This is a genomic window from Microbacterium profundi (assembly GCF_000763375.1).
Taxonomy (GTDB): Bacteria; Actinomycetota; Actinomycetes; order Actinomycetales; family Microbacteriaceae; genus Microbacterium; species Microbacterium profundi.
In genome coordinates this window covers 905,822-924,133 of sequence record NZ_JPSY01000001.1, presented here as the reverse complement: position 1 = coordinate 924,133, position 18,312 = coordinate 905,822, and the positions used below count along the sequence as shown (strand labels likewise).

Genomic DNA, 18,312 nt, shown 5'->3' with positions numbered 1-18,312 from the left:
TCATCATTTCGCGCGAGCAGGTCGGCCTCGTTTGGGCCGCGGTGAGGGCCGGTTCTCTTCTTCCTCGACCCAGCCTTCCGCCTCACGGATTTTCGCCAGCGACGCGAGCACGTCGTCAAGGTCGAGGCGTTCAGTGTGCAGCTCGATGGCGCGGCGCGCGCCTCGGCGGACCGCTCTGGCGACGCGGCCGATGGAACCGCGGGACAGGTCGCGGAGCTCCGCAGCGACCGTGAGTATCTCCGCGTCAGGTTGCGAGATCAGACACAGTGAGTCTTCGAGGTCGACGAGGATGCGACCCCACACCGAGGCATCAGCTGTCTCGCCAGTCCCGTACGTGTCGAACTTGACCAGCTCGAATCGGGCCATGATCTGCTCGCCGCGCGAGCCCCAGAACAGGCCGTTGCGGGCGACGTCGACCCCGGCGTAGACCATCGTGCCGGGACACCTCTCGGACAGTTCCTTCAGAGCGTCGGCGACTTGTTCGTTGCCGCGGTAGTGCAGATCGAGCCGGTGGATGTCGTCGATGATCACGAGTTCCGTGCGGCATTCGCGCATCACATGGCTCACGCGGCTGAGGAGGACCTCGTAGTTCGCGTTGCGGGAGTACGGGATGGCGTAGAAGTCGGCGAGCTTGGTGATCATTGTCTTCGCCGTCGCGTGCGTCGGCACGGGCACGTATGCGACGGGGATCAAGTTGCGTTGCGAGGCCGTGGCGCGCTGGCGTCGGGCTCGCTCGAACGCCCTGCCGAACTCCTGGACCGCGGTGGTCTTCCCGAGACCTGGCCGGCCGGAGATGATCACCCCGGACTTGCTGGCGTCTGGGGAGCGGTTGTCGGTCATCGCGTGGCGGATCGCCACCGCGACCTGCCGCAGCGATGGCGTCGCGACCCGGGCGCCGAGCGTCATGAACCGTTCGCGTGCAATGTTGAACAGGGCACGGTCTGAGGAGTCCATCGCGTCGTACTCGGCCAGTGTGATCGAGAGTGGCCGTTGCGCGACGAACTCGACGAACTCGCGCCATCCTTCCTTTGTGGCGTAGTCGAAGTCGGTGGACGGGGCGTCGAAGTCGAAGTCTCCCAGCAGGTCATCGAACATCGGGGTCACGTCTCATCCGGCGACCGGGTCATCCCGAACGGTGCCGCGACCGGCCACGCCGGCTTCGCCGCGACAACATCGGTTTCCTTGTCGCCGACGTCACCAGTAGCCGAAAGCTCGCCGCCCGGTGGGGCTGCGGGTGCCATGTGTGGGAGTTGGTTGGTGATGGCCAACGGATCCGTCCGTGCGCTGATCGCACGCTTCTTCTGCCGAGCCGTCGGCCAGGCGTTGCCTTTGTACATGAACCGGCGCATCACCTCGTTGAGGTCGTCGGTACTCGGCTCGCTCTCGCCGCGAGCGGCAGCCTGAGCACGCGCGACCCGCCACACCTCGTCAGCCATCGGAGCGCCGCTGTACGGGGACCGCCAGTCCAGCGGGAGGAACTGGTTACCGAGCTCCAGCCACACCGTCATCGGGTTGTAGGGGTCGACGTGGAACGGCCACTTGCCTTGCCGCCGATGGTGCGGGGACCGCTTCTTGCGCAGCGGGCCGAGTTCCGTGGAGTCGTAGACACGCAGGTCGATGTCAACGCCGTAATGGTTGATCACACGCCACTCGGTCGGGAGAAGCGCGATGTACTTCTCGGCCGTCAGCGGCACCTGCAGCTCCGGAGCGACTTCCCGGTACGCGGCGACCATCTGGTTCGGGGTCAGCATCAGCCGAGGGTTGCGGGGGTCGCGCAGCGCCTTGTGGGGCCGGTTCTGCCAGGTCACCGCGACCCAGTCCTCGAAGAGCTCCTGCAGCTGCTCGAGGGTGAGCAGCTGGCTCGTCGCGATTACCTCGTCACCTCGCATATCGGGGCTCTGCCCGAGGAACGCGATCGCGTACTGGGTGAACTGGTCTTTGACGGTGCGGAACATCCGCTCGATCTTCGCCTTCTGCGTCGGCGAGTACCCCGCGCTGACCGTCAATGAGATCCCCAACGTCCGGCACGCATCCGAGAAGTGCCGAGAAACGTACGACGCACCACGGTCGGTCGTGATCGACTCCGGGAAGACGTACGGCTGCGCGTCACGCATCGCCTCGAACCTCTCAACCATGAGCCCGTCCGCGCCGGTCCACGCTTCCGACACCTGACGCCGGTTCGCACGCACACCATCCGGGCGGGACGCGTACGGCACGAGAGCGCGGGCAAGGACCACCACCAGGTCGATGCTGCGAGAGCCGACGGTGACAATCCCGGAGAGCACCGACCTCGACGCCTCACACAGCAACAGGGTGAGGTCGGGGCGGACGGGTTCACCGTCGCACTCGACGAGGATCTCCATCGGCGTCGTGTCGATCAGCACCTGCTCACCTGGTCGAACCCCCGACCGCACCCCGTGCATGTGATCAGGCTGATTCGCCGTGGTGCGCCGGGTACGGGCCGTCCCGAGCGTGTGCTTGCCAGCGTCGAGCTCGCTCAGGAGCCGGTACATCGTCGCGCGGCTCGGCATCGACACCACGCCCTCGCCGAAGCGGTCGTCCAGCTCTCTGCGGACGAGCCAGATCAGTCGCGTTCCGGTGCCCGTCGATTTCCGTTCCTGGCCGGCCTGGACAGTCAGGATCGCGTCGATGAGGCGCTCGTCGTAGGAGCGACCGGGCATGTCAGCCAGGCCGTGGCGACGTCGATCGAGAAGACCGCTCACCCCGAACTCCTCGAGAGCGCGTTGCTGGCGCGAGACCTTGACCGGGCCGTAGTCGGTTCCGAGACGACGGTTGACGTCGTCGATAACTTGCTGCCGCGCCTCCGGCTTCGTCACGCCTGCCGCCACGAGCTTGTCGAACCGCGAGAGCTCCTCCAGCCACACGTCGACGATCTTGCGGTCACGCGCGTCGAGGTCCTGCAGGCTGCGCATGTCCAGCAGTGAGCGGAGCGATGCCTGTGCGGCAGGTTCCCCCTCATGCTGCAGATCGGCCGCGAGCACCTCCACGTCGTCTCCGTCGCCGTCGACGGCGCGCAAGGTCAAATAGGTGGGTCGGATCGCGACGACCTGATGGCTTCCGCCCTGCCACCGGATGATGTCGCCCGGGTGAATGCTCATGATGCCGCTCCGAGGTCGACGACGGTCGTCATCGACAGGGGACGTCGTAGATCCGCCACGGCAACTCCGCTCCACACGAGTGCATACGCGGCGCCGACACCTGAGCGGGCAACGCCACCGAGGGTCGCCGCGAGCGAGCCCAAGCTCATCTGACCGGTGAGCCCGAGCGCGGCGATGTCGACGCCCTCCAGCCACGCAGGCTCGCGGTACCGAAGCAGGAAGCGCAGGTTCGCCTGGGTGGCGCCGGGAAGCTGATCGAAGACGAGATAGGACCATCCCAGTGCGGCAGCAAGGCGACGAGTGAGTTCAAACTTGATGCTGTCTTCGGGCTTGATCAACTCGACCGGCCTCACGTCGACGAGCAGCGCACTCCCATCGGAGCGGCGCACGAAATAGTCGGGCGCGTGGGAGCGCTTCGGTGACCGCCAGCGGATCCACATCGGCTGGCTCGCCACCCCGACGACATCCCCCGTCCGGTCCAGCGAGGTCAGGAACGAGCGCTCCCAGAACGACTCGAACGGAACGTGCCGGCCCGTCGAGGCCATCCACAGCTTGCCCTCGAAGTTGCGCTTGCCCGGCCACGACGGGAACTCGCGAACCGGATCCGCATCCTCGAACATCACGCGCGCCGCGTCAACGGGGTCTGCGTGCTGGAGGAGGCCGTGTCTAGAAAACTCGATCGTGGCCGCGAGTGCGTTCGTCCCATCGATCGCGGCGAGCCAGTCTTGGGTCAAGGTCACGGAGAACTCTCCCTTCCGGAGAATCCCGCACCCGATCAGAGCGCTCGTGTGGAACCTCCCGGCTTAAACCGCAAGCTACTCCCGCCTCGGAGCAGCGCTACGCGGCGCGCCGCTCTCCCGACAACTGGAGTGAGAATCCGACAACCGGAGTGAGACGACTCGACAGGTCCGTGAGAATCGGACAACTGGAGTGAGACACGACATCCCTTCGGGCGCACAGAGTATTGAAGTAGCGAACGAAAAGAGTGCCGGAATCCCGGCACTCTTTTTGTTTCTGCGCCTCTTCCGAGCGCGTCTGATGCGAATCAGAGGAGCTTGAGGTCGTCGTTGCCTGTTCGTCCGCGTGATTCTGCGGAAACGGGATGTGTGGGGTCTCGGCGACCGGTCCCACCGACAAGCAGGTGGATGCTGCCCCCGAGGCGTCGGCTTGTCGACAGCGAGCATCGCGGAAGAGGGGGCGTGGAGTTGAGCGCTGGCAACCGATGTGGAAAGGCGCTGATCGGCAAGGCCATGGTTTACGACCTCGAGCAGTTGATCGAGGCTGACGTGACAGAAGTCCTCGTTACGGATGTCGTGGAGGAGCTGAACTTCGCGGGTCGCTGGAACCGATCCATTACCGGTGGACCCACACGCCGCCAGGCAGCAGCGTGCCGATCGGGAACTCACCATCGACGATCCGGTGTGCGAGCCGGTCGGCGACGCGGCGGTAGAGCGGCACGTCGGAGGTCATGTCATCAGTCTGGCGCAGAGCGCGGCGAGGGGCGGCTTGCGGGGCGTAGCCTGGACATGTGACTGCGTACGTCTCGGCTTTCGACTTCTTCTCCATCGGGGTGGGGCCGTCGAGCTCGCACACCGTCGGACCGATGCGCGCGGCGCTGGACTTCGCCCGACGCCTGAGCTCTGGTGGTTCGCTCGGCGAGGTGAGACGGGTGACGTGCACCCTGTACGGCTCTCTCGGAGCGACCGGCATCGGGCACGGCACACCGGATGCTGTCGTCGCAGGCCTGCGCGGACTCGCCCCCGAGACCTGCACCCCCGCCGAGGTGCGCTCGGCTTGGACGGACCTTCCCGCCGGCGCGGCGCTGCTCATCGATGGGACGCACGCGGTCGCGTTCGAGAAGGACGACATCCAGTTCGCTCCGCGCACGCGGCTGCCGGGGCATCCGAATGCCATGACGCTCACTGCGCTCGGGATCGACGGGAACGCTCTCGCTGAACAGACGTACTACTCGGTCGGCGGCGGCTTCATCCGGCGTGAGGGAGAAGACGCGCAGGTCGCCGCCGGATCCCTGCCGTTCGGCTACACCGACGCGGCCTCGCTGCTCGCACTCTGCGATGAGCACGGCTTCTCGATCGCCGATGTCGCGCGGGAGAACGAACTCGCGATGCGCTCGGAAGAAGAGCTCGCCGCAGGCCTCGACGCCATCTGGGACGCGATGGCCGGATGCGTGGACGCCGGCCTGCACGCGGACGGTGTGCTCCCAGGCATCCTCAAGGTCAAGCGTCGCGCGGGAATGATCCGCGAGCAGCTCGAGAGCGTTGAAACCGAAGGCGGACGCGAGATCCCCGGCGAATGGCTCGGCGCGTTCGCGCTCGCGGTCAACGAGGAGAACGCCGCGGGCGGCAGGGTCGTCACCGCGCCGACGAACGGTGCCGCCGGCATCCTCCCCGCCGTCGCGATGTACTGGTGGCGGTTCCTCGCCGACTCCGGGCTCGGCTCCGGCAACGCGGTCACGCCCTACGGCGAACTGGTCGGTAGCGCCCTCCTCAGCTTCTCGGCCGGGGACAGCCGCCGCGGATCGTTGAGCGAGGAGCGCAGCGACGAGACGAAACGCGTTGAGCGCCGCGGGTCGTTGAGCGAGGAGCGCAGCGACGAGACGAAACGCGTTGAGCGAGCCGAAGGCGAGTCGAAACGTCGCGAGCCCGACCCGGCCCTCGTCGCCGAGGCGAACCGTCGCCGCGGCATCCGTCGGTTCCTCCTCACCGCCACGGCCCTCGGCTCGCTCTTCAAAGCCAATGCGTCGATCTCGGGCGCGGAGGGCGGCTGCCAGGCCGAGGTCGGCTCCGCCTGTGCAATGGCAGCGGGCGGGCTGACCGCGGTGATGGGCGGCACCAACCGGCAGATCGAGAACGCCGCCGAGATCGCCATGGAGCACCACCTCGGCCTCACCTGCGACCCGATCGGCGGGCTCGTGCAGATCCCGTGCATCGAGCGCAACGCGATCGCCGCATCCACGGCCGTCACAGCGGCGCGACTCGCGCTGCGCGGTGACGGACAGCACTACGTGTCGCTGGATGCCGTCGTCGAGACGATGCGTCAGACCGGCGCCGACATGTCGACGAAGTACAAGGAGACCAGCGAGGGCGGTCTCGCGGTCAACGTCATCGAGTGCTGAGTCACCGGTTCTCCGCGGCGCGGCGCTTCGTGTGCCGGGTCGGGACGGCCGACCATGGGTCCTCGGGCCATGGATGCTTCGGGTACCGGCCGCGCATCTCAGCACGCACCTGCGAGTAGGGACCGGCCCAGAACGACGCGAGGTCGTCGGTCACAGCGAGCGGGCGTCCGCCGGGGGAGAGCAGGTGGAACAGAACAGGCACCCGCCCTCCGACGAGGCGCGGGGTCTCCGCCCACCCGAAGCACTCCTGCAGCTTCACCGCCACGACGGGACGCGCCGACGGGTCGTCCATGGGTGCGTAGGTGATGCGGATCCGCGATCCGCTTGGTACCTCGAGCCGTTCGGGAACCAGCGCATCGAGGTCGACGGCCGCGGGCCACGGCAGCAGTCGCCGCAGCGCCGAGGTCAAGCCGATGCGAGAGGCCGGAGTGCCGGTCGCGAGCGTCGCCAGCTCCGGACCGAGCCAGGAATCGAGCGCACCGAGGAGCGCAGCATCCGACACGTCCGGCCATGGAACGCCGATCTCGCGGTGCAGCAGCGCGAGACGTCGCCGAAGCGCATCGGCCGAATCCGACCAGCTGAACACCCCGAGTCCCTGGTTCTCCAGCGCACGACGGACAGCATCCCGGCCACCCTCGCCGGCCTGAACCCGAACGGGGACGGACGACCGGACGATCGCGCCGATGCGACGCTCGCGCCGGGCGACGACGCGCCCGTCCGTGAACTGCGCTTCGACGCGGTCGGTGACCAGATGGGTCGCCGCCTGTTCCGCTTCGTGCTCCGAGATGGCCGCTGCCGAGCGGATGACCGCTCCAGTGCCGGCAGCCGCTCGGCCCTGTGCGCGAGCGACGTCGGCCACCGCCAGCCATTCGGCGCCGGCGAGCGGGCCGGTCAATCCCGCGCGGGTGCCGGATGCGAGCAGGAAGGTCGCCCCGTTCGCCGAATGATCGACGCGGCGGGCGATCCGCTCGGGGAAGGCGAGCGCGATGACGAGTCCGGTCAGGTCCGCGTCTGCGCGTCTCGCGCGCCCGTCGTCGGTGAACTGCATGAGGCGGCGCACCTCCTGCTCCCAGCGACGCGCGTCGGTGCTTCTTCTGTTCCGCAGCGCGGTGAGAGCAGTCGCGACATCTCCGTCGGCGACACGGAGTTCGCCTCCGATCAGCGCGACGACCTCGGCCGCCGCGCGTGCACCGACCCGTGTGCTGCCGTCACGGAGCGCGCGAGCGAGGCGGGGGTCGACCGGGATGCGGGCGAGGCGTCGCCCCTCATCGGTCGCGCGTCCGTCCGAATCGATCGCGCCCAGACCGCGCAGCACGGTCGTCGCGTCGTTCAGGCTGTCGCTCGGGAGCGGATCGACCAATCGGAGCCCCGCTCCGCCTGGGGCGCCCCAGCAGGCGAGGAGCAGCGCGGCGTCGGTGAGATCCGTCGTGGCGATCTCGGGAGCCGGCCGCGCGGGTGCCGCGGCGAATGTCCGCTCGTCGACGCAGCGCACCACGACGCCCGGTCCTTCGCGCGTCGCGCGACCAGCGCGCTGAGTCGCAGAGGCGCGGGATGCCGGACCGGTGACGAGGCCGCTCATGCCACGGGCCGCATCCCGCTGCGGGGCCCGGGACAGGCAGGTGTCGACGACGAGACGCACGCCGGGAACCGTGAGCGACGATTCTGCGAGGGAGGTGGTGACGATGATCCGCGCCGCGTCACCTGCGCGGCCGCCGATCACGGCATCCTGCTCGGCGGCGGGGATCTGGCCGTGCAGTTCTCGTACATCGAACTCCGGCGCGAGGTCCCGGATGCGGCGCGCGATCTCGGAGACCTCGCGCGCGCCCGGTGCGAACACGAGCGCGTCTGCGGTCGGGATGCTGCGCGCCATACCGCGATGCGCGTCGACCGCGGTGCGTGCGACGTGATCGAAGAAGGCCCAGGTGACGCCGCGCTCGTCCAGCCGAGGCGAAGGACTCGGCGCCCAGCGCACGTCGAGCGCGTGCGCCGGCACCGTCTGGGTCACGATCGGAGTGGGGGCGGCATCCGTGCCGAGAACAGTCGCGAACCGATCGGCGTCTAGCGTCGCCGACATCGCGATCAGCACGAGATCATCGCGCAGCTCGCGCACCTCGCCCAGCAGACCGATCAGCAGATCCGTCTCCAGCGCGCGTTCGTGCACCTCGTCGATCACGACCGCGCCGATGCCTTCGAGGCCCGGGTCATCGAGCAGTCGGCGCAGCAGCACGCCGGCGGTGACGAACTCGATCATCGCCGACGACTGCACCTGGCGCTCGCCGCGGACGGTGAACCCGACACGGGAGCCGAGGGGCGATCCGTCCAGGTGCGCGAGGCGTCGGGCGGCAGCGCGGGCGGCCACACGGCGAGGCTGTGTCACGATCACGCGACCCCGAACGCGACCGGCGATGATCGGTGGGACGAGCGTCGTCTTGCCTGTGCCCGGCGGCGAGCTGACCACGACGGAGGCGCTGCGGTCGAGCGCCGCGCTCAGGTCATCCACTGCAGAGGCGAACGCGAGTCCGCGACCGATCTTCGACAGGTCGAACGGAGCAATGGTCACCCCTCCAGTCTCTCGCGTCCGGCGCACGACTCGGCGCGTAGGCTGAGCGGCATGGCCACGGTGAGGCGGCGCGGGCGTCCGCGCGGAGAGACGGATTCGCGCGAACGGATCATCTCGGCCGCCGTTGACGAGTTCGGTGAGCACGGCTACGACGGATCGACGATCCGCGCGATCGCGACCAGGGCCGGGGTCGACAGTGCTCTGGTGCACCACTACTTCGGGACCAAGGCCGATCTGTTCGCCGCGGCCATGGGCATGCCGATCCGGCTCGACGTCGCGATCCCGGAGATCCTCGCAGGCCCGCGTGACGAGGTCGGCGAGCGCGTCGTGCGGTTCGTGCTGCAGGCGTTCGAGCAGCCGGATGTGCGCCGCCGCGGCGTCGCACTCATGCGCGCCGCGATCGGCAGCAAGCTCACGACTCCGGTGCTGGCCGGATTCCTCTCGCGCGAACTGCTCGGCCGCATCGCACGCGCGCTCGACACCGACGATGCGGCGCTGCGTTCGACGCTCGCGGCCTCGCAGATCGCCGGTCTCCTGATGGCGCGCTACGTGCTGAAGCTGGCGCCCATCGCGGACGTGGGTGTCGACGAGCTCGTTGCGAGGATCGGCCCCACCGTGCAGAGGTACCTCTTCGACTGAACGCCGTGCTCATCACGGGGCCTTGACGCCGCGGCATCCGAAGCGCACAATTCATCACATGATGAATAACTCGAGCGTGGAGGTGTCGCAGTTGCGCGTGCGACGCGGGAAGATGCGCGTCTTCGACGGCGTCGACGTGTCGATCCCGCGCGGACAGATCACCGGTCTGCTCGGCCCATCGGGGTGCGGCAAGACCACGCTGATGCGCTCGATCGTCGGGGTGCAGCGCGTCGAGTCGGGCACGGTGACGGTGCTCGGCGAACCGGCCGGATCGCGCGTGCTGCGGCACCGAGTCGCCTACGGCACTCAGGATGCGTCGGCCTACGACGACCTGACCATCCGGCAGAACCTCCGCTATGTCGGGGCGCTCCTCGGCGCACCGCGCGATGCCGTCGATCGCGTGATCGCCGACGTCGGGCTCACAGGACAGGCGGATCAGCTCGTATCCTCGCTCAGCGGCGGTGAAGGAAGCCGCGTCTCACTGGCGATGGCACTGGTCGGATCTCCGGAGCTCGTCGTGCTCGACGAGCCGACCGTCGGCCTCGACCCTTTGCTGCGGGCGGAGCTCTGGGGCCAGTTCAGAGGTCTCGCCGAGCGCGGCGTGACCCTGCTCGTGTCGAGTCATGTCATGGACGAGGCGCTGCGCTGCGACCGGCTGCTGCTCATGCGCGCAGGCCGCATCATCGCCGACACGACACCGAAGGGGCTGCTCGCCGACACTGGGGCGGAAGACCCGGATGCCGCGTTCCTCGCCCTCATCGAACGGGATCAGCAGCAGCATCTGGACACACGCAGGTCGCGCCGAGAGGAGACGGGAGAATGAACGTCATCAGGCTCTTCGCGACCGCGGGTCGCGTGCTCTCCCAGCTGCGGCACGACCCCCGCTCGATCGCGCTGATGCTGATCGCCCCGAGCCTGCTGGTCGGCCTGTTCGCGTGGCTGTTCAGCGATCAGGAGGGCGTGTTCGACCAGTTCGGCGGCCCGATCCTCGCGCTGTTCCCCTTCATCGTGATGTTCCTGATCACATCGATCACGACGTTGCGCGAGCGCCGTTCGGGAACGTTGGAGCGGCTGATGACGACGCCCTTGGCGAAGAGCGACTTCATCCTCGGCTACGCGCTGGCGTTCGGGCTGATGGCGCTGCTGCAGGCTGTGATCACCGTCTCGTTCGCGGTGTTCGTCTGCGGACTCGAGACCGACGGACCGCTGTGGCAACTCGGGCTCGTCGCCGTCGTCGACGCGCTGTTGGGCACCGCGCTCGGACTGCTCGCGAGTGCCTTCGCCCAGACCGAGTTCCAGGCGGTGCAGTTCATGCCGTTGCTCGTGTTCCCGCAGATCATCCTCGGCGGGCTGTTCATGCCGCGCGATCAGATGCCCGACGTGCTGCACGCGATCTCGGACTGGCTGCCGCTGAGCTACGCGATCGACACGATCAACGCCGTCTCCGCGGGGGAAGAAGGGTGGGATGTGTTCGGCCCGCTGCTGATCGTGGTCGCATTCATGCTGGGAGCGCTGGTGCTGGCATCGCTCACTCTGCGACGGCGCACCCCATAGGAGCGAAAGATGAAGAGCGGATGCCGCGGCCGATGTGGCGCGCGGCATCCGCTCTTGGCACTTCTGGTTATTCGGCCGACGCCGGCGGGGGCGGGGGAGCGGCAACCGACTCGGCCGCCTTCGCCTTCGGCTTCTTCGTGGCAGCAGGCGCCTGAGCGCTCGCCATGCTCTCCCCGATGCCGCGACCGACGGCCTGGCCCTGGATGATGGCCGCGAGGTCGAGGCCGGTCGCCGAACTCACGCTGTCGAACACCGACTTCAGCGCCTTCGCGCTGTCGGCGCCGACCACGCCCGAGGCGCCGTCTTCGCCCGAGCTGCCGATGATCGACACGCTTCCGATCGTGGCGTAGCCCTTCGAGAACTCGGCCATGATCGTCGGCAGAACGTCGAGCACGCGCTGAGAGAGGAACGCCTCCTGGTTGGATGCGATGGCCTTCGCCTCTGCCTCGAGGGCGGCGGCTCGCGCCTCACCTTCGGCGCGGATGGCGTCCGCCTCGGCGTTGGCGCGGAGGCGGCGGGCTTCGGACTCGGCTTCGGCGAGGGCGCGGAGGGCGTTGGCCTCACCGGTCGCCTTCGCCTCGGCGGCCGTGGCCTCACCGGCCGCGCGGGCCTTGTCGGCCTCTGCCTGCTGCTCGGCGATGCGGGTCCGTGCCTCTGCCTGCTTGACCTGCTCGATGGCGCCTGCTTCTGCAGCCTTCTCGCGCGTATAGAGCTCGGCCTGGGCGCGGGTCTCCGCCTCGTAGCGCTGGGCGTCGGCGACGCGCTTGACGTCGGCATCCAGCTGCGCCTGGCGGTTCTCGGCCTGCTGCTGCAGCACGGCCTGCTCGGCCTGCGCCCTGGCGAGGTGCTCCGCCTGCTCGGCCTCGGCGCGTGCGCGGCCGATACCGGCGTTCGAGTTGGCGGTGTTGGTGTCGAGGGCGGTCTGCTCGACCAGGTTGGATTCCTGGTTGGCGATGTTCTTCTGGTTGATCGCTCGGTCGGCGTTCGTCTGCGCGATCTCGGCGGACTGGCGTTTCGCGTGGATCTCGGGGGCACCGAGCGACTGGATGTACCCGACCTTGTCGGTGATGCCCTTGATCTGGAACGAGTCGAGGATGAGGCCCTGTTCGGCCAGATCCTGCGAGACGTCGGCGGCGATCTGGTCGGAGAACTTCTTGCGGTCGCGCATCAACTCGACGACCGAGAGAGTCGCTACGATACCGCGGAGCGCACCCTCGAGCTGCTCGGTGGTGAACTGCTCGATCGCGGCATCCTGCGAAGCGAAACGCTCGGCGGCGCGGCGCACGTAGAGCGGGTCGGAGCCGATCTTCACGATCGCGACACCATCGACGTTCAAGGTGACGCTGTCCAGCGACTGGGCTTCAGCGTTCAAGGAGACCTGGCGCGAGCGCAGCGAGATGATCTCGTGGCGCTGCGTGATCGGGTTGACGAGCGACTTGCCGTTCACGATCACGGTGACAGGCGAATCGACGCTCTCGGAGCTGCTCGTCCCGTCGGCAGACAGGATGGCGCGCTGCACCTTCTGCTTGCGACCCGAGATGACGAGCGCCTCATCCGCGCGGGCGACCTTGATCCAGCTGCGCGCGAACAACAGCACGATCAGCCCGACTACGATCAGGACGACGACTGCGATGCCGACGAGAATCAGAATGCCGACAGCTCCGGCGATCTCCATGAAAGTTCCCTCCCTGCCCCCGCATCTGCGAAGACTGCTTCTGCATCGACTATGTCAGAAATCGATGCAGACCCGAGGGGGCAGTAGTCCCCGTCAGTCGCCGCGGAGCTTCTCGGTGAGCGAGTGCAACGTGCGCAGTTCATCGTCGTCGAGCTTCGACATGCGCTGCGCGATCGAGCGCCCATGGACTGTCGCGACCGCGCGGAACGCGCGGGCGCCGTCTTCGGTCGCACGGATCAGTGCACCGCGCCCGTCTTCGGGATCGGGGCACTTCTGGATCAGTCCGCGCGAGACCATGCGGTCCACGAGCCGTGACACGCTCGGCTGGCTGATGAGCATGTTCGCTGTGACGTCGCGGAGCCTGGCAGTCATCTCCGGGGAGCGGACGACCGTGAGCAGCACGTCGTACTCGGCCTGAGTGATGGCGGCGCCGTCGAAGTCGGCGGCCATTGCCATGAAGAGCTCGTGCTGGGCGCGGAAAAGGCTCTCCCAGGTCTCGAGCGCGAGCTTGCGATCCGTCATGAATACAGATTAGTGGGAACGGTGAAGGGCCGGTCGGAGAGGCTCCCGACCGGCCCTTGTCCCTTGCACCAAGAGTGTCCTGCAATCACATGCGGTGGATGCCACAGCAAACATTCACCGTGTGATCACTGTATAACGGGGCGGTAACGAATGCAACGGTTTGGTTACGGAAAGTTTGAGGAGCGGCAAATGATTTCGACAGGGACTCTCTGCCTTGCCTCGCGGAAGGTGTCGGACGAGGTACGGCGGCGGAGCATCTCCTCGCCGGAAACGATCGTTTCCGGTGCGAGGTGGCTTCTTAGTTCCAGGAAGCGGTCGATAAGGCCAGTCGTAACCGCCCTTTGGCGGACTGTTTCGGCACGTCTACCGGTGGTTCCCGACCCCGCGTAGGCCGTATATACGAAGAGCGAGCCGTGGCCGAGGCCTACGGCTCGCTCTTCGTGGGTCTCTGATTTTTACGGCACGGTTTTGATGGAATAGCCCAGGGAACTGGCGATGTCTTTCGCTCGCGTTACGATTCCGATGTGGCTGCACTGGCGATCGTTGGGGTTGGTGCTGTTGGCCGGGCCGGACCCGGGGATTCCTTGGCAGTTTGCGCTCTTATTGTTGCTGGGTATCGCCGAGATGATCGTGGATGCGGAGATCCGAAGCGTACCGTCGGTGTGCTGGAACACGGCAATACCTGGCCCTCCACTGTCTCCGTTCCCAAAGGCAGGGAGGCCTTGAGGGTTGGCCGTCATCAGCCCAGTGATGTTGCCTACGCCCGTGAGACTGTAGTTGTAGATGGGTTGACTGACGATATTCCCGCAGGTTGTTCCGCTGAAGGAGCCGGAGTAGCAAATCTCTGTGCCATTGACTGGTGTGTTGACCGTGGTGATCCCGACGTAGGCATCACTCGTATAGCTACCGATGTAGACCGCAGGATTGAAGAACGTACCTGTGAGAATTGCTCCATCGCGATTGTTGATCTCGGCTCCGGTGCTTCCCATCGAGACGTACGTCCCTGAGGTTGGTGTCGGCTGTCAATGGCCAATAGGAACTGCCCGTGGGCGGCCAGCAGAAATGCCCGCTGGTGGCCACGGAAACTGCCCACTCATGGCCAACAGATCTGCCCACCAGGGTGTTGGTGGCGTTGGCCATGTCGAGGGCGTCGTCGTTTAGTTCATCGCGGTGACTCCTTTCCCGGCGAGGGCCTGGGTCAGCCGGATGGAGTCGCCCGATGTCTGGCAGACGTGCGCGTGGTGCAACAGCCGGTCGACGGTCGCCGTCGCGAGGGTCTTGGGCATGAGTTCGTCGAACCCAGCGGGGTGCAGGTTCGAGGACACCGCGATGGAACGTTTCTCGTAGGCGGCATCGACGAGTCGATAGAGGCCCTCGGCGGCGTCCGCACCGACTTCGAGTAGCCCGATGTCATCGACGACGATCAGATCCGCGCGGAGGATCCGGGCCACGACCCGGCTGACGGAGTCATCGGAGCGGTGCGCGCGGACCAACGCGCCGAGATCCTCGAGCCGGAACCACGCGACCCGCATCCCGGCCTCGACAACCTGTTGCCCGAGGGCCTCGAGGAAGAACGTCTTCCCCGTGCCCGATGGCCCGCAGACGACGACGTTCTCCTTCCGGCCGATCCATTCCAGGGTCCGCAGTGCCTGTTGCGTCGGGACCGGGATCGAGGACGCGGACTCGTCCCAGGTGTCGAAGGTCTTCCCGGTCGGGAACCCGGCGGCCTTGCGCCTCGTGGCGAGCATGGACCGGGCCCGGCCGGTGACCTCCTCGACGAAGAGGGCCTTGATGACCTCGGCCGGTTCCCACCGCTGGGACTTCGCGGTCGCGATCAGCTCCGGCGCCAACGCGCGAGCGTAGGGCATCTTTAACTGCCGCATCAACGCTTCGAGGTCAGCGGGGAGGACGGGCGCGGCAGCCTGGGTGACGCTCACGCGCTCTCCTCCAGATCATCCGTGACGGCAAGGTCGACCCCGGGCGTGACGGGCTGCCCGATCGCCGCCCAGCCGGCGGTGCCCTGCGCCAGCGACGCTTTCTCATCGGCTCGGTGCGCCTTGCCCTTGGAGACGGCCGCGTTGAGGATCGACGCGAGGTCACCGGTCGCGAACCGCCCGTAGGTGGCCGCCTCACCCAACGCAGCGTCGACCTGGGCTGTGCCGCTGATCTTCGCCACCGCGACCGCTTCGGCCATCTTCACGTTCATCCGCGCCGTGCCCACCGCGGCCGCTTCCAGCAGCCAGGCGTGAGCGCCGGCGCCGATGCCGAGGAACTCGGCCTCCGCGGCGCTCCTGGCCTTGATCGTGTAATCGCCCGGGACCTTCTCCCGATGGTCGGGGAAGTGCGCGTCATCGATCGCGGGACTGCCCGGCCGGGCCCGGTTATGCCGCGCGACTTCGACGGGGCCGTCGGAGCCGACGTGCACGACGATGACCTGCTCGTCGGTGCCGACACCGTGGGAGCGGACGAACACGCGGCCGCCGAGCAGGTGAGCGGGGACGGAGTACTGGCCATTCTCGAACGTGACCATCGGGGTGTTGTCCGGGACGCTGCGCGAGAGCCCGAACGCGACCGTGTGCGCGGTGTCGGGGACCCGGTGCAGCCGGAGCTGTTCTTCCTCGAGCATCGCCGCGGGCTTCCGCCGGGTGGCGCGGTGTTCCCGGTTGTTGACGTGGTCCATGAACGCGTCGCACGCCGCTTCCACCTCGGCGAACGAGGCGTACTCGGGTAACAGGTTCGTGTCCTTGGGGACGATGTCGGCCTTGGCGAGCTTCACCGAGGACTCCACCCCGCCCTTGGACGCCGGATCCGCCGGCTGACAGGTCAACACTGTCACCCCGTAGTGGCGGGCGAAGTCCACCGTCTGCTGGTTCCGCACCGGGACCCCGGCGATGTGCGACACGGTGACCGTTTTCTCGTTGTCGGTCAGCACATAGGTCGGGGCGCCGCCAGCGGTCCTAAACGTGCGATCCAACGCCGCGAACACGCTCGGCGCGGTCCGGTCCCGCAGCGGAATGACGATCCGGAACCGACACCACGCCAACCACGCCACGAACAACACCGTCTTCTTCCCGTCGATCACCGGGCCGTCGCCAAAGTCGTACTGTAACCACATCCCCGGCTCCGTTATCCAGGGGCGGTGCACCCGGACGTGGCCGAGCCGGTAAGCGGCGCGGACCTGCGCGACCGCCCGGCGGGTCGAGCGTTCAGAGCCCTCATAGCCCAGCGCGACGAGCCTGTCGTGAGCCTTATCAGCCCGGATCTTGCCCAGAGACTTCTCGACCCATTCCTCGATCTTGGGCAGGAACGGGTCCGTGACCCGGCCCCGGAACGCCGGCTCGGCGATCGGTCTCCCGGCATCGCGAGCGGCAACATGCCGCGCAACGGTGTGGTGCGAGCAACCGGTCAGCTCCGCGGTCGCGCGCAACGATCCAGTCAGATCGTATGCCTCAAGTATTTCCATGACTTCTCCGTCTAACTTCATTACAGGACCTCTTCCTGGGTGACTTTGGTGCGTCTAGGTGCGTGGGTCAGATCCTTCCGTTAACGCGCCGGGGTGAATCCGGTGGATAGCGCGGGGTGCTGGGAGAATCGATTCATGACGGTGACTGCCAGCCTGGAGGGTCTGTTCGAGGTCGAGCCGGGTGAGGCGCGGGCGCCGGGATCGGCTGCACCGGCGGGTGCGGGCAAGACGTTCCGTGGGTATGACCAGGGGCAGTGTTTCCTGCTCCCGCCGAGTCTGGATGACTGGCTGGACGAGGATGATGAGGCCCGGTTCATCTCCGAGGTCGTCGAAGAGCTCTTGGATCTGACGCCGGTCTACGCGTCGTACGCGTCCGCCTCGGGTGCGCCTCCGTATGACCCGCGGATGATGTTGAAGCTGCTGCTGTTCGCGTACGCGACGGGCGTGACCTCGTCTCGTGAGTTGGAGCGGCGCTGCAAGCGCGACATCGCCTTCCGGTGGCTGTCGGGCAACCAGGCGCCCGACTACCGGTCGCTGGCCCGGTTTCGTCGGCGTCACCTGGATGCCCTGCCGGGGTTGTTCCTGCAGGTGCTGCGGGTCTGCGCGGAGGCGGGGCTGGTGCGGTTGGGGCGGGTCGCGCTGGATGGCACGAAGCTGGCTGCGAACGCGTCGCGGCATAAGGCGATGAGCTATGACCGGATCGTGCCGAAGATCGATCAGCTCCAAGCCGAGGTCGCTGCGCTGCTCGCCGAGGCGGAGGCGGTCGATGAGGCCGAGGATCAGCAGTTCGGCCAGGACCGGCGCGGGGACGAGGTCGCCCCGGAGCTGGCCCGCCGTGAGGGGCGCCTGGTAAAACTACGTGCCGCGAAGGACGCGATCGAGGCCGACGCCGCCGAGAAGGCGGCAGCCGTGGCGCGGAAGAAGGCCGACGCCGCCGGTCAGCCCCCTGAGCAGGCCGACGCGGCCGTCAGATCGTCGAAGGACACGGCGGCGCCGAAGCCGAAAGCGCAACGCAATTTCACCGATCCTGAGGCGCGGATGATGAAGACGGTCCGCGGCTTCGATTACGCGTTCAACGCGCAGGCCGTTGTCGATGAGGGCCACCAGATCGTGTTGAGCGCCGAGGTCACCCAGCAGGCCACCGATATCCAGCAGTTCGTCCCGATGGCCGAGCAGACCCTACGGAACCTCGATGCGGCAGGAATCGAGCGTTCCCCAGAGGTCGTCCTCGCTGACGCGGGCTACTGCTCGGAAGCCAACCTCGAAGCCGCCGACGATCTGGACGCACAGGTGTTGATCGCGACGGGACGGCAACGTCACGGCGAGAGCTTCCCTACCGCCGGCGCCCCGGACCCGGCCCCAGAGGACGCGAGCCGGCGGGAGCGGATGGCGCACGCGCTGCGCACCGAGCAGGGCCGCACCGACTACGCGCGCCGCAAAGCCATCGTTGAACCCGCGTTCGGGCAGATGAAGACCCGGCAAAACGCCGGACAGCTCCGGCTACGCGGACTCGCCGGCGCCCAAGGCGAATGGCTACTCCACACGATCTGCCACAACCTCCGCAAGCTCCGCGTCGCTACAGCCGCCGGGCTGGCGCCCGCATAGGCCTCCCCAGGGGTCCCGGGGCGTCACAGCACGCACCGA

14 protein-coding genes are annotated in these 18,312 nt (G+C 67.5%); 5 read left to right on the top strand and 9 right to left on the bottom strand.

Translation table 11 applies throughout. The features are described from left to right. Positions 1–3: 3 nt before the first annotated feature. The 3 genes from JF52_RS0104280 to JF52_RS0104270 are packed head-to-tail and all read right to left on the bottom strand — an operon-like array spanning position 4 to position 3,859. Positions 4–1,095 (bottom strand): TniB family NTP-binding protein, encoded by a 1,092-nt coding sequence (locus JF52_RS0104280; RefSeq protein WP_235272359.1) that lies wholly within the window; start codon positions 1,093–1,095, stop codon positions 4–6. A 5-nt stretch (positions 1,096–1,100) separates the two neighbouring features. Beyond that, positions 1,101–3,119 carry a DDE-type integrase/transposase/recombinase gene (locus tag JF52_RS0104275; RefSeq protein WP_033105173.1) on the bottom strand — a complete coding sequence of 673 codons (2,019 nt, stop codon included), beginning with the start codon at positions 3,117–3,119 and terminating at the stop codon, positions 1,101–1,103. Continuing rightward, entirely contained in the window at positions 3,116–3,859 is a 744-nt protein-coding gene (locus tag JF52_RS0104270; RefSeq protein WP_052166744.1) for a TnsA-like heteromeric transposase endonuclease subunit, read from the bottom strand. Before JF52_RS0104270 ends, JF52_RS0104275 begins: the two co-directional genes overlap by 4 nt. A gap of 788 nt (positions 3,860–4,647) precedes the next feature. Between JF52_RS0104270 and JF52_RS0104265 the strand changes: the two genes are divergently transcribed. After that, positions 4,648–6,255: an L-serine ammonia-lyase, iron-sulfur-dependent, subunit alpha gene (locus JF52_RS0104265; RefSeq protein ID WP_033105172.1), complete on the top strand. Its 1,608-nt coding sequence runs from the start codon at positions 4,648–4,650 to the stop codon at positions 6,253–6,255. Between the two features lies 1 nt (position 6,256). Here the strand turns inward: JF52_RS0104265 and hrpB are convergent, their stop codons facing one another. Continuing rightward, positions 6,257–8,815 (bottom strand): ATP-dependent helicase HrpB, encoded by a 2,559-nt coding sequence (gene hrpB, locus JF52_RS0104260; protein ID WP_033105171.1) that lies wholly within the window; start codon positions 8,813–8,815, stop codon positions 6,257–6,259. A gap of 51 nt (positions 8,816–8,866) precedes the next feature. Here hrpB and JF52_RS0104255 point away from each other — a divergent pair, with 51 nt between their 5' ends. The 3 genes from JF52_RS0104255 to JF52_RS0104245 all read left to right on the top strand — a co-directional run bounded on the left by JF52_RS0104255 (position 8,867) and on the right by JF52_RS0104245 (position 11,008). Continuing rightward, positions 8,867–9,454, top strand: coding sequence for a TetR/AcrR family transcriptional regulator (locus tag JF52_RS0104255; protein WP_033105170.1), 588 nt, complete (start codon positions 8,867–8,869; stop codon positions 9,452–9,454). 61 nt (positions 9,455–9,515) lie between these two features. Further along, complete coding sequence (locus JF52_RS0104250) at positions 9,516–10,277, top strand: ABC transporter ATP-binding protein (protein WP_084595767.1); 762 nt, start codon at positions 9,516–9,518, stop codon at positions 10,275–10,277. Then, positions 10,274–11,008: an ABC transporter permease gene (locus tag JF52_RS0104245; protein ID WP_033105169.1), complete on the top strand. Its 735-nt coding sequence runs from the start codon at positions 10,274–10,276 to the stop codon at positions 11,006–11,008. Before JF52_RS0104250 ends, JF52_RS0104245 begins: the two co-directional genes overlap by 4 nt. 67 nt (positions 11,009–11,075) lie before the next feature. Here the strand turns inward: JF52_RS0104245 and JF52_RS0104240 are convergent, their stop codons facing one another. The 5 genes from JF52_RS0104240 to istA all read right to left on the bottom strand — a co-directional run bounded on the left by JF52_RS0104240 (position 11,076) and on the right by istA (position 16,689). Further along, positions 11,076–12,683 carry an SPFH domain-containing protein gene (locus JF52_RS0104240; RefSeq protein WP_033105168.1) on the bottom strand — a complete coding sequence of 536 codons (1,608 nt, stop codon included), beginning with the start codon at positions 12,681–12,683 and terminating at the stop codon, positions 11,076–11,078. A 93-nt stretch (positions 12,684–12,776) separates the two neighbouring features. Beyond that, positions 12,777–13,205 carry a MarR family winged helix-turn-helix transcriptional regulator gene (locus JF52_RS0104235; RefSeq protein ID WP_033105167.1) on the bottom strand — a complete coding sequence of 143 codons (429 nt, stop codon included), beginning with the start codon at positions 13,203–13,205 and terminating at the stop codon, positions 12,777–12,779. A gap of 455 nt (positions 13,206–13,660) precedes the next feature. Continuing rightward, positions 13,661–14,194: a chymotrypsin family serine protease gene (locus tag JF52_RS17200; RefSeq protein ID WP_152594819.1), complete on the bottom strand. Its 534-nt coding sequence runs from the start codon at positions 14,192–14,194 to the stop codon at positions 13,661–13,663. Positions 14,195–14,362: 168 nt separating this feature from the next. Continuing rightward, a complete protein-coding gene (gene istB, locus JF52_RS0104230) occupies positions 14,363–15,142 on the bottom strand; it encodes an IS21-like element helper ATPase IstB (RefSeq protein ID WP_033105166.1) in 780 nt (259 codons plus the stop codon). Then, on the bottom strand, positions 15,139–16,689 hold the full coding sequence (gene istA / locus JF52_RS0104225; RefSeq protein WP_052166742.1) for an IS21 family transposase: 1,551 nt from the start codon (positions 16,687–16,689) through the stop codon (positions 15,139–15,141). Before istA ends, istB begins: the two co-directional genes overlap by 4 nt. 114 nt (positions 16,690–16,803) lie before the next feature. Between istA and JF52_RS0104220 the strand changes: the two genes are divergently transcribed. Next, on the top strand, positions 16,804–18,273 hold the full coding sequence (locus tag JF52_RS0104220) for an IS1182 family transposase (RefSeq protein ID WP_033105165.1): 1,470 nt from the start codon (positions 16,804–16,806) through the stop codon (positions 18,271–18,273). The last annotated feature ends 39 nt before the right edge of the window (positions 18,274–18,312 follow it).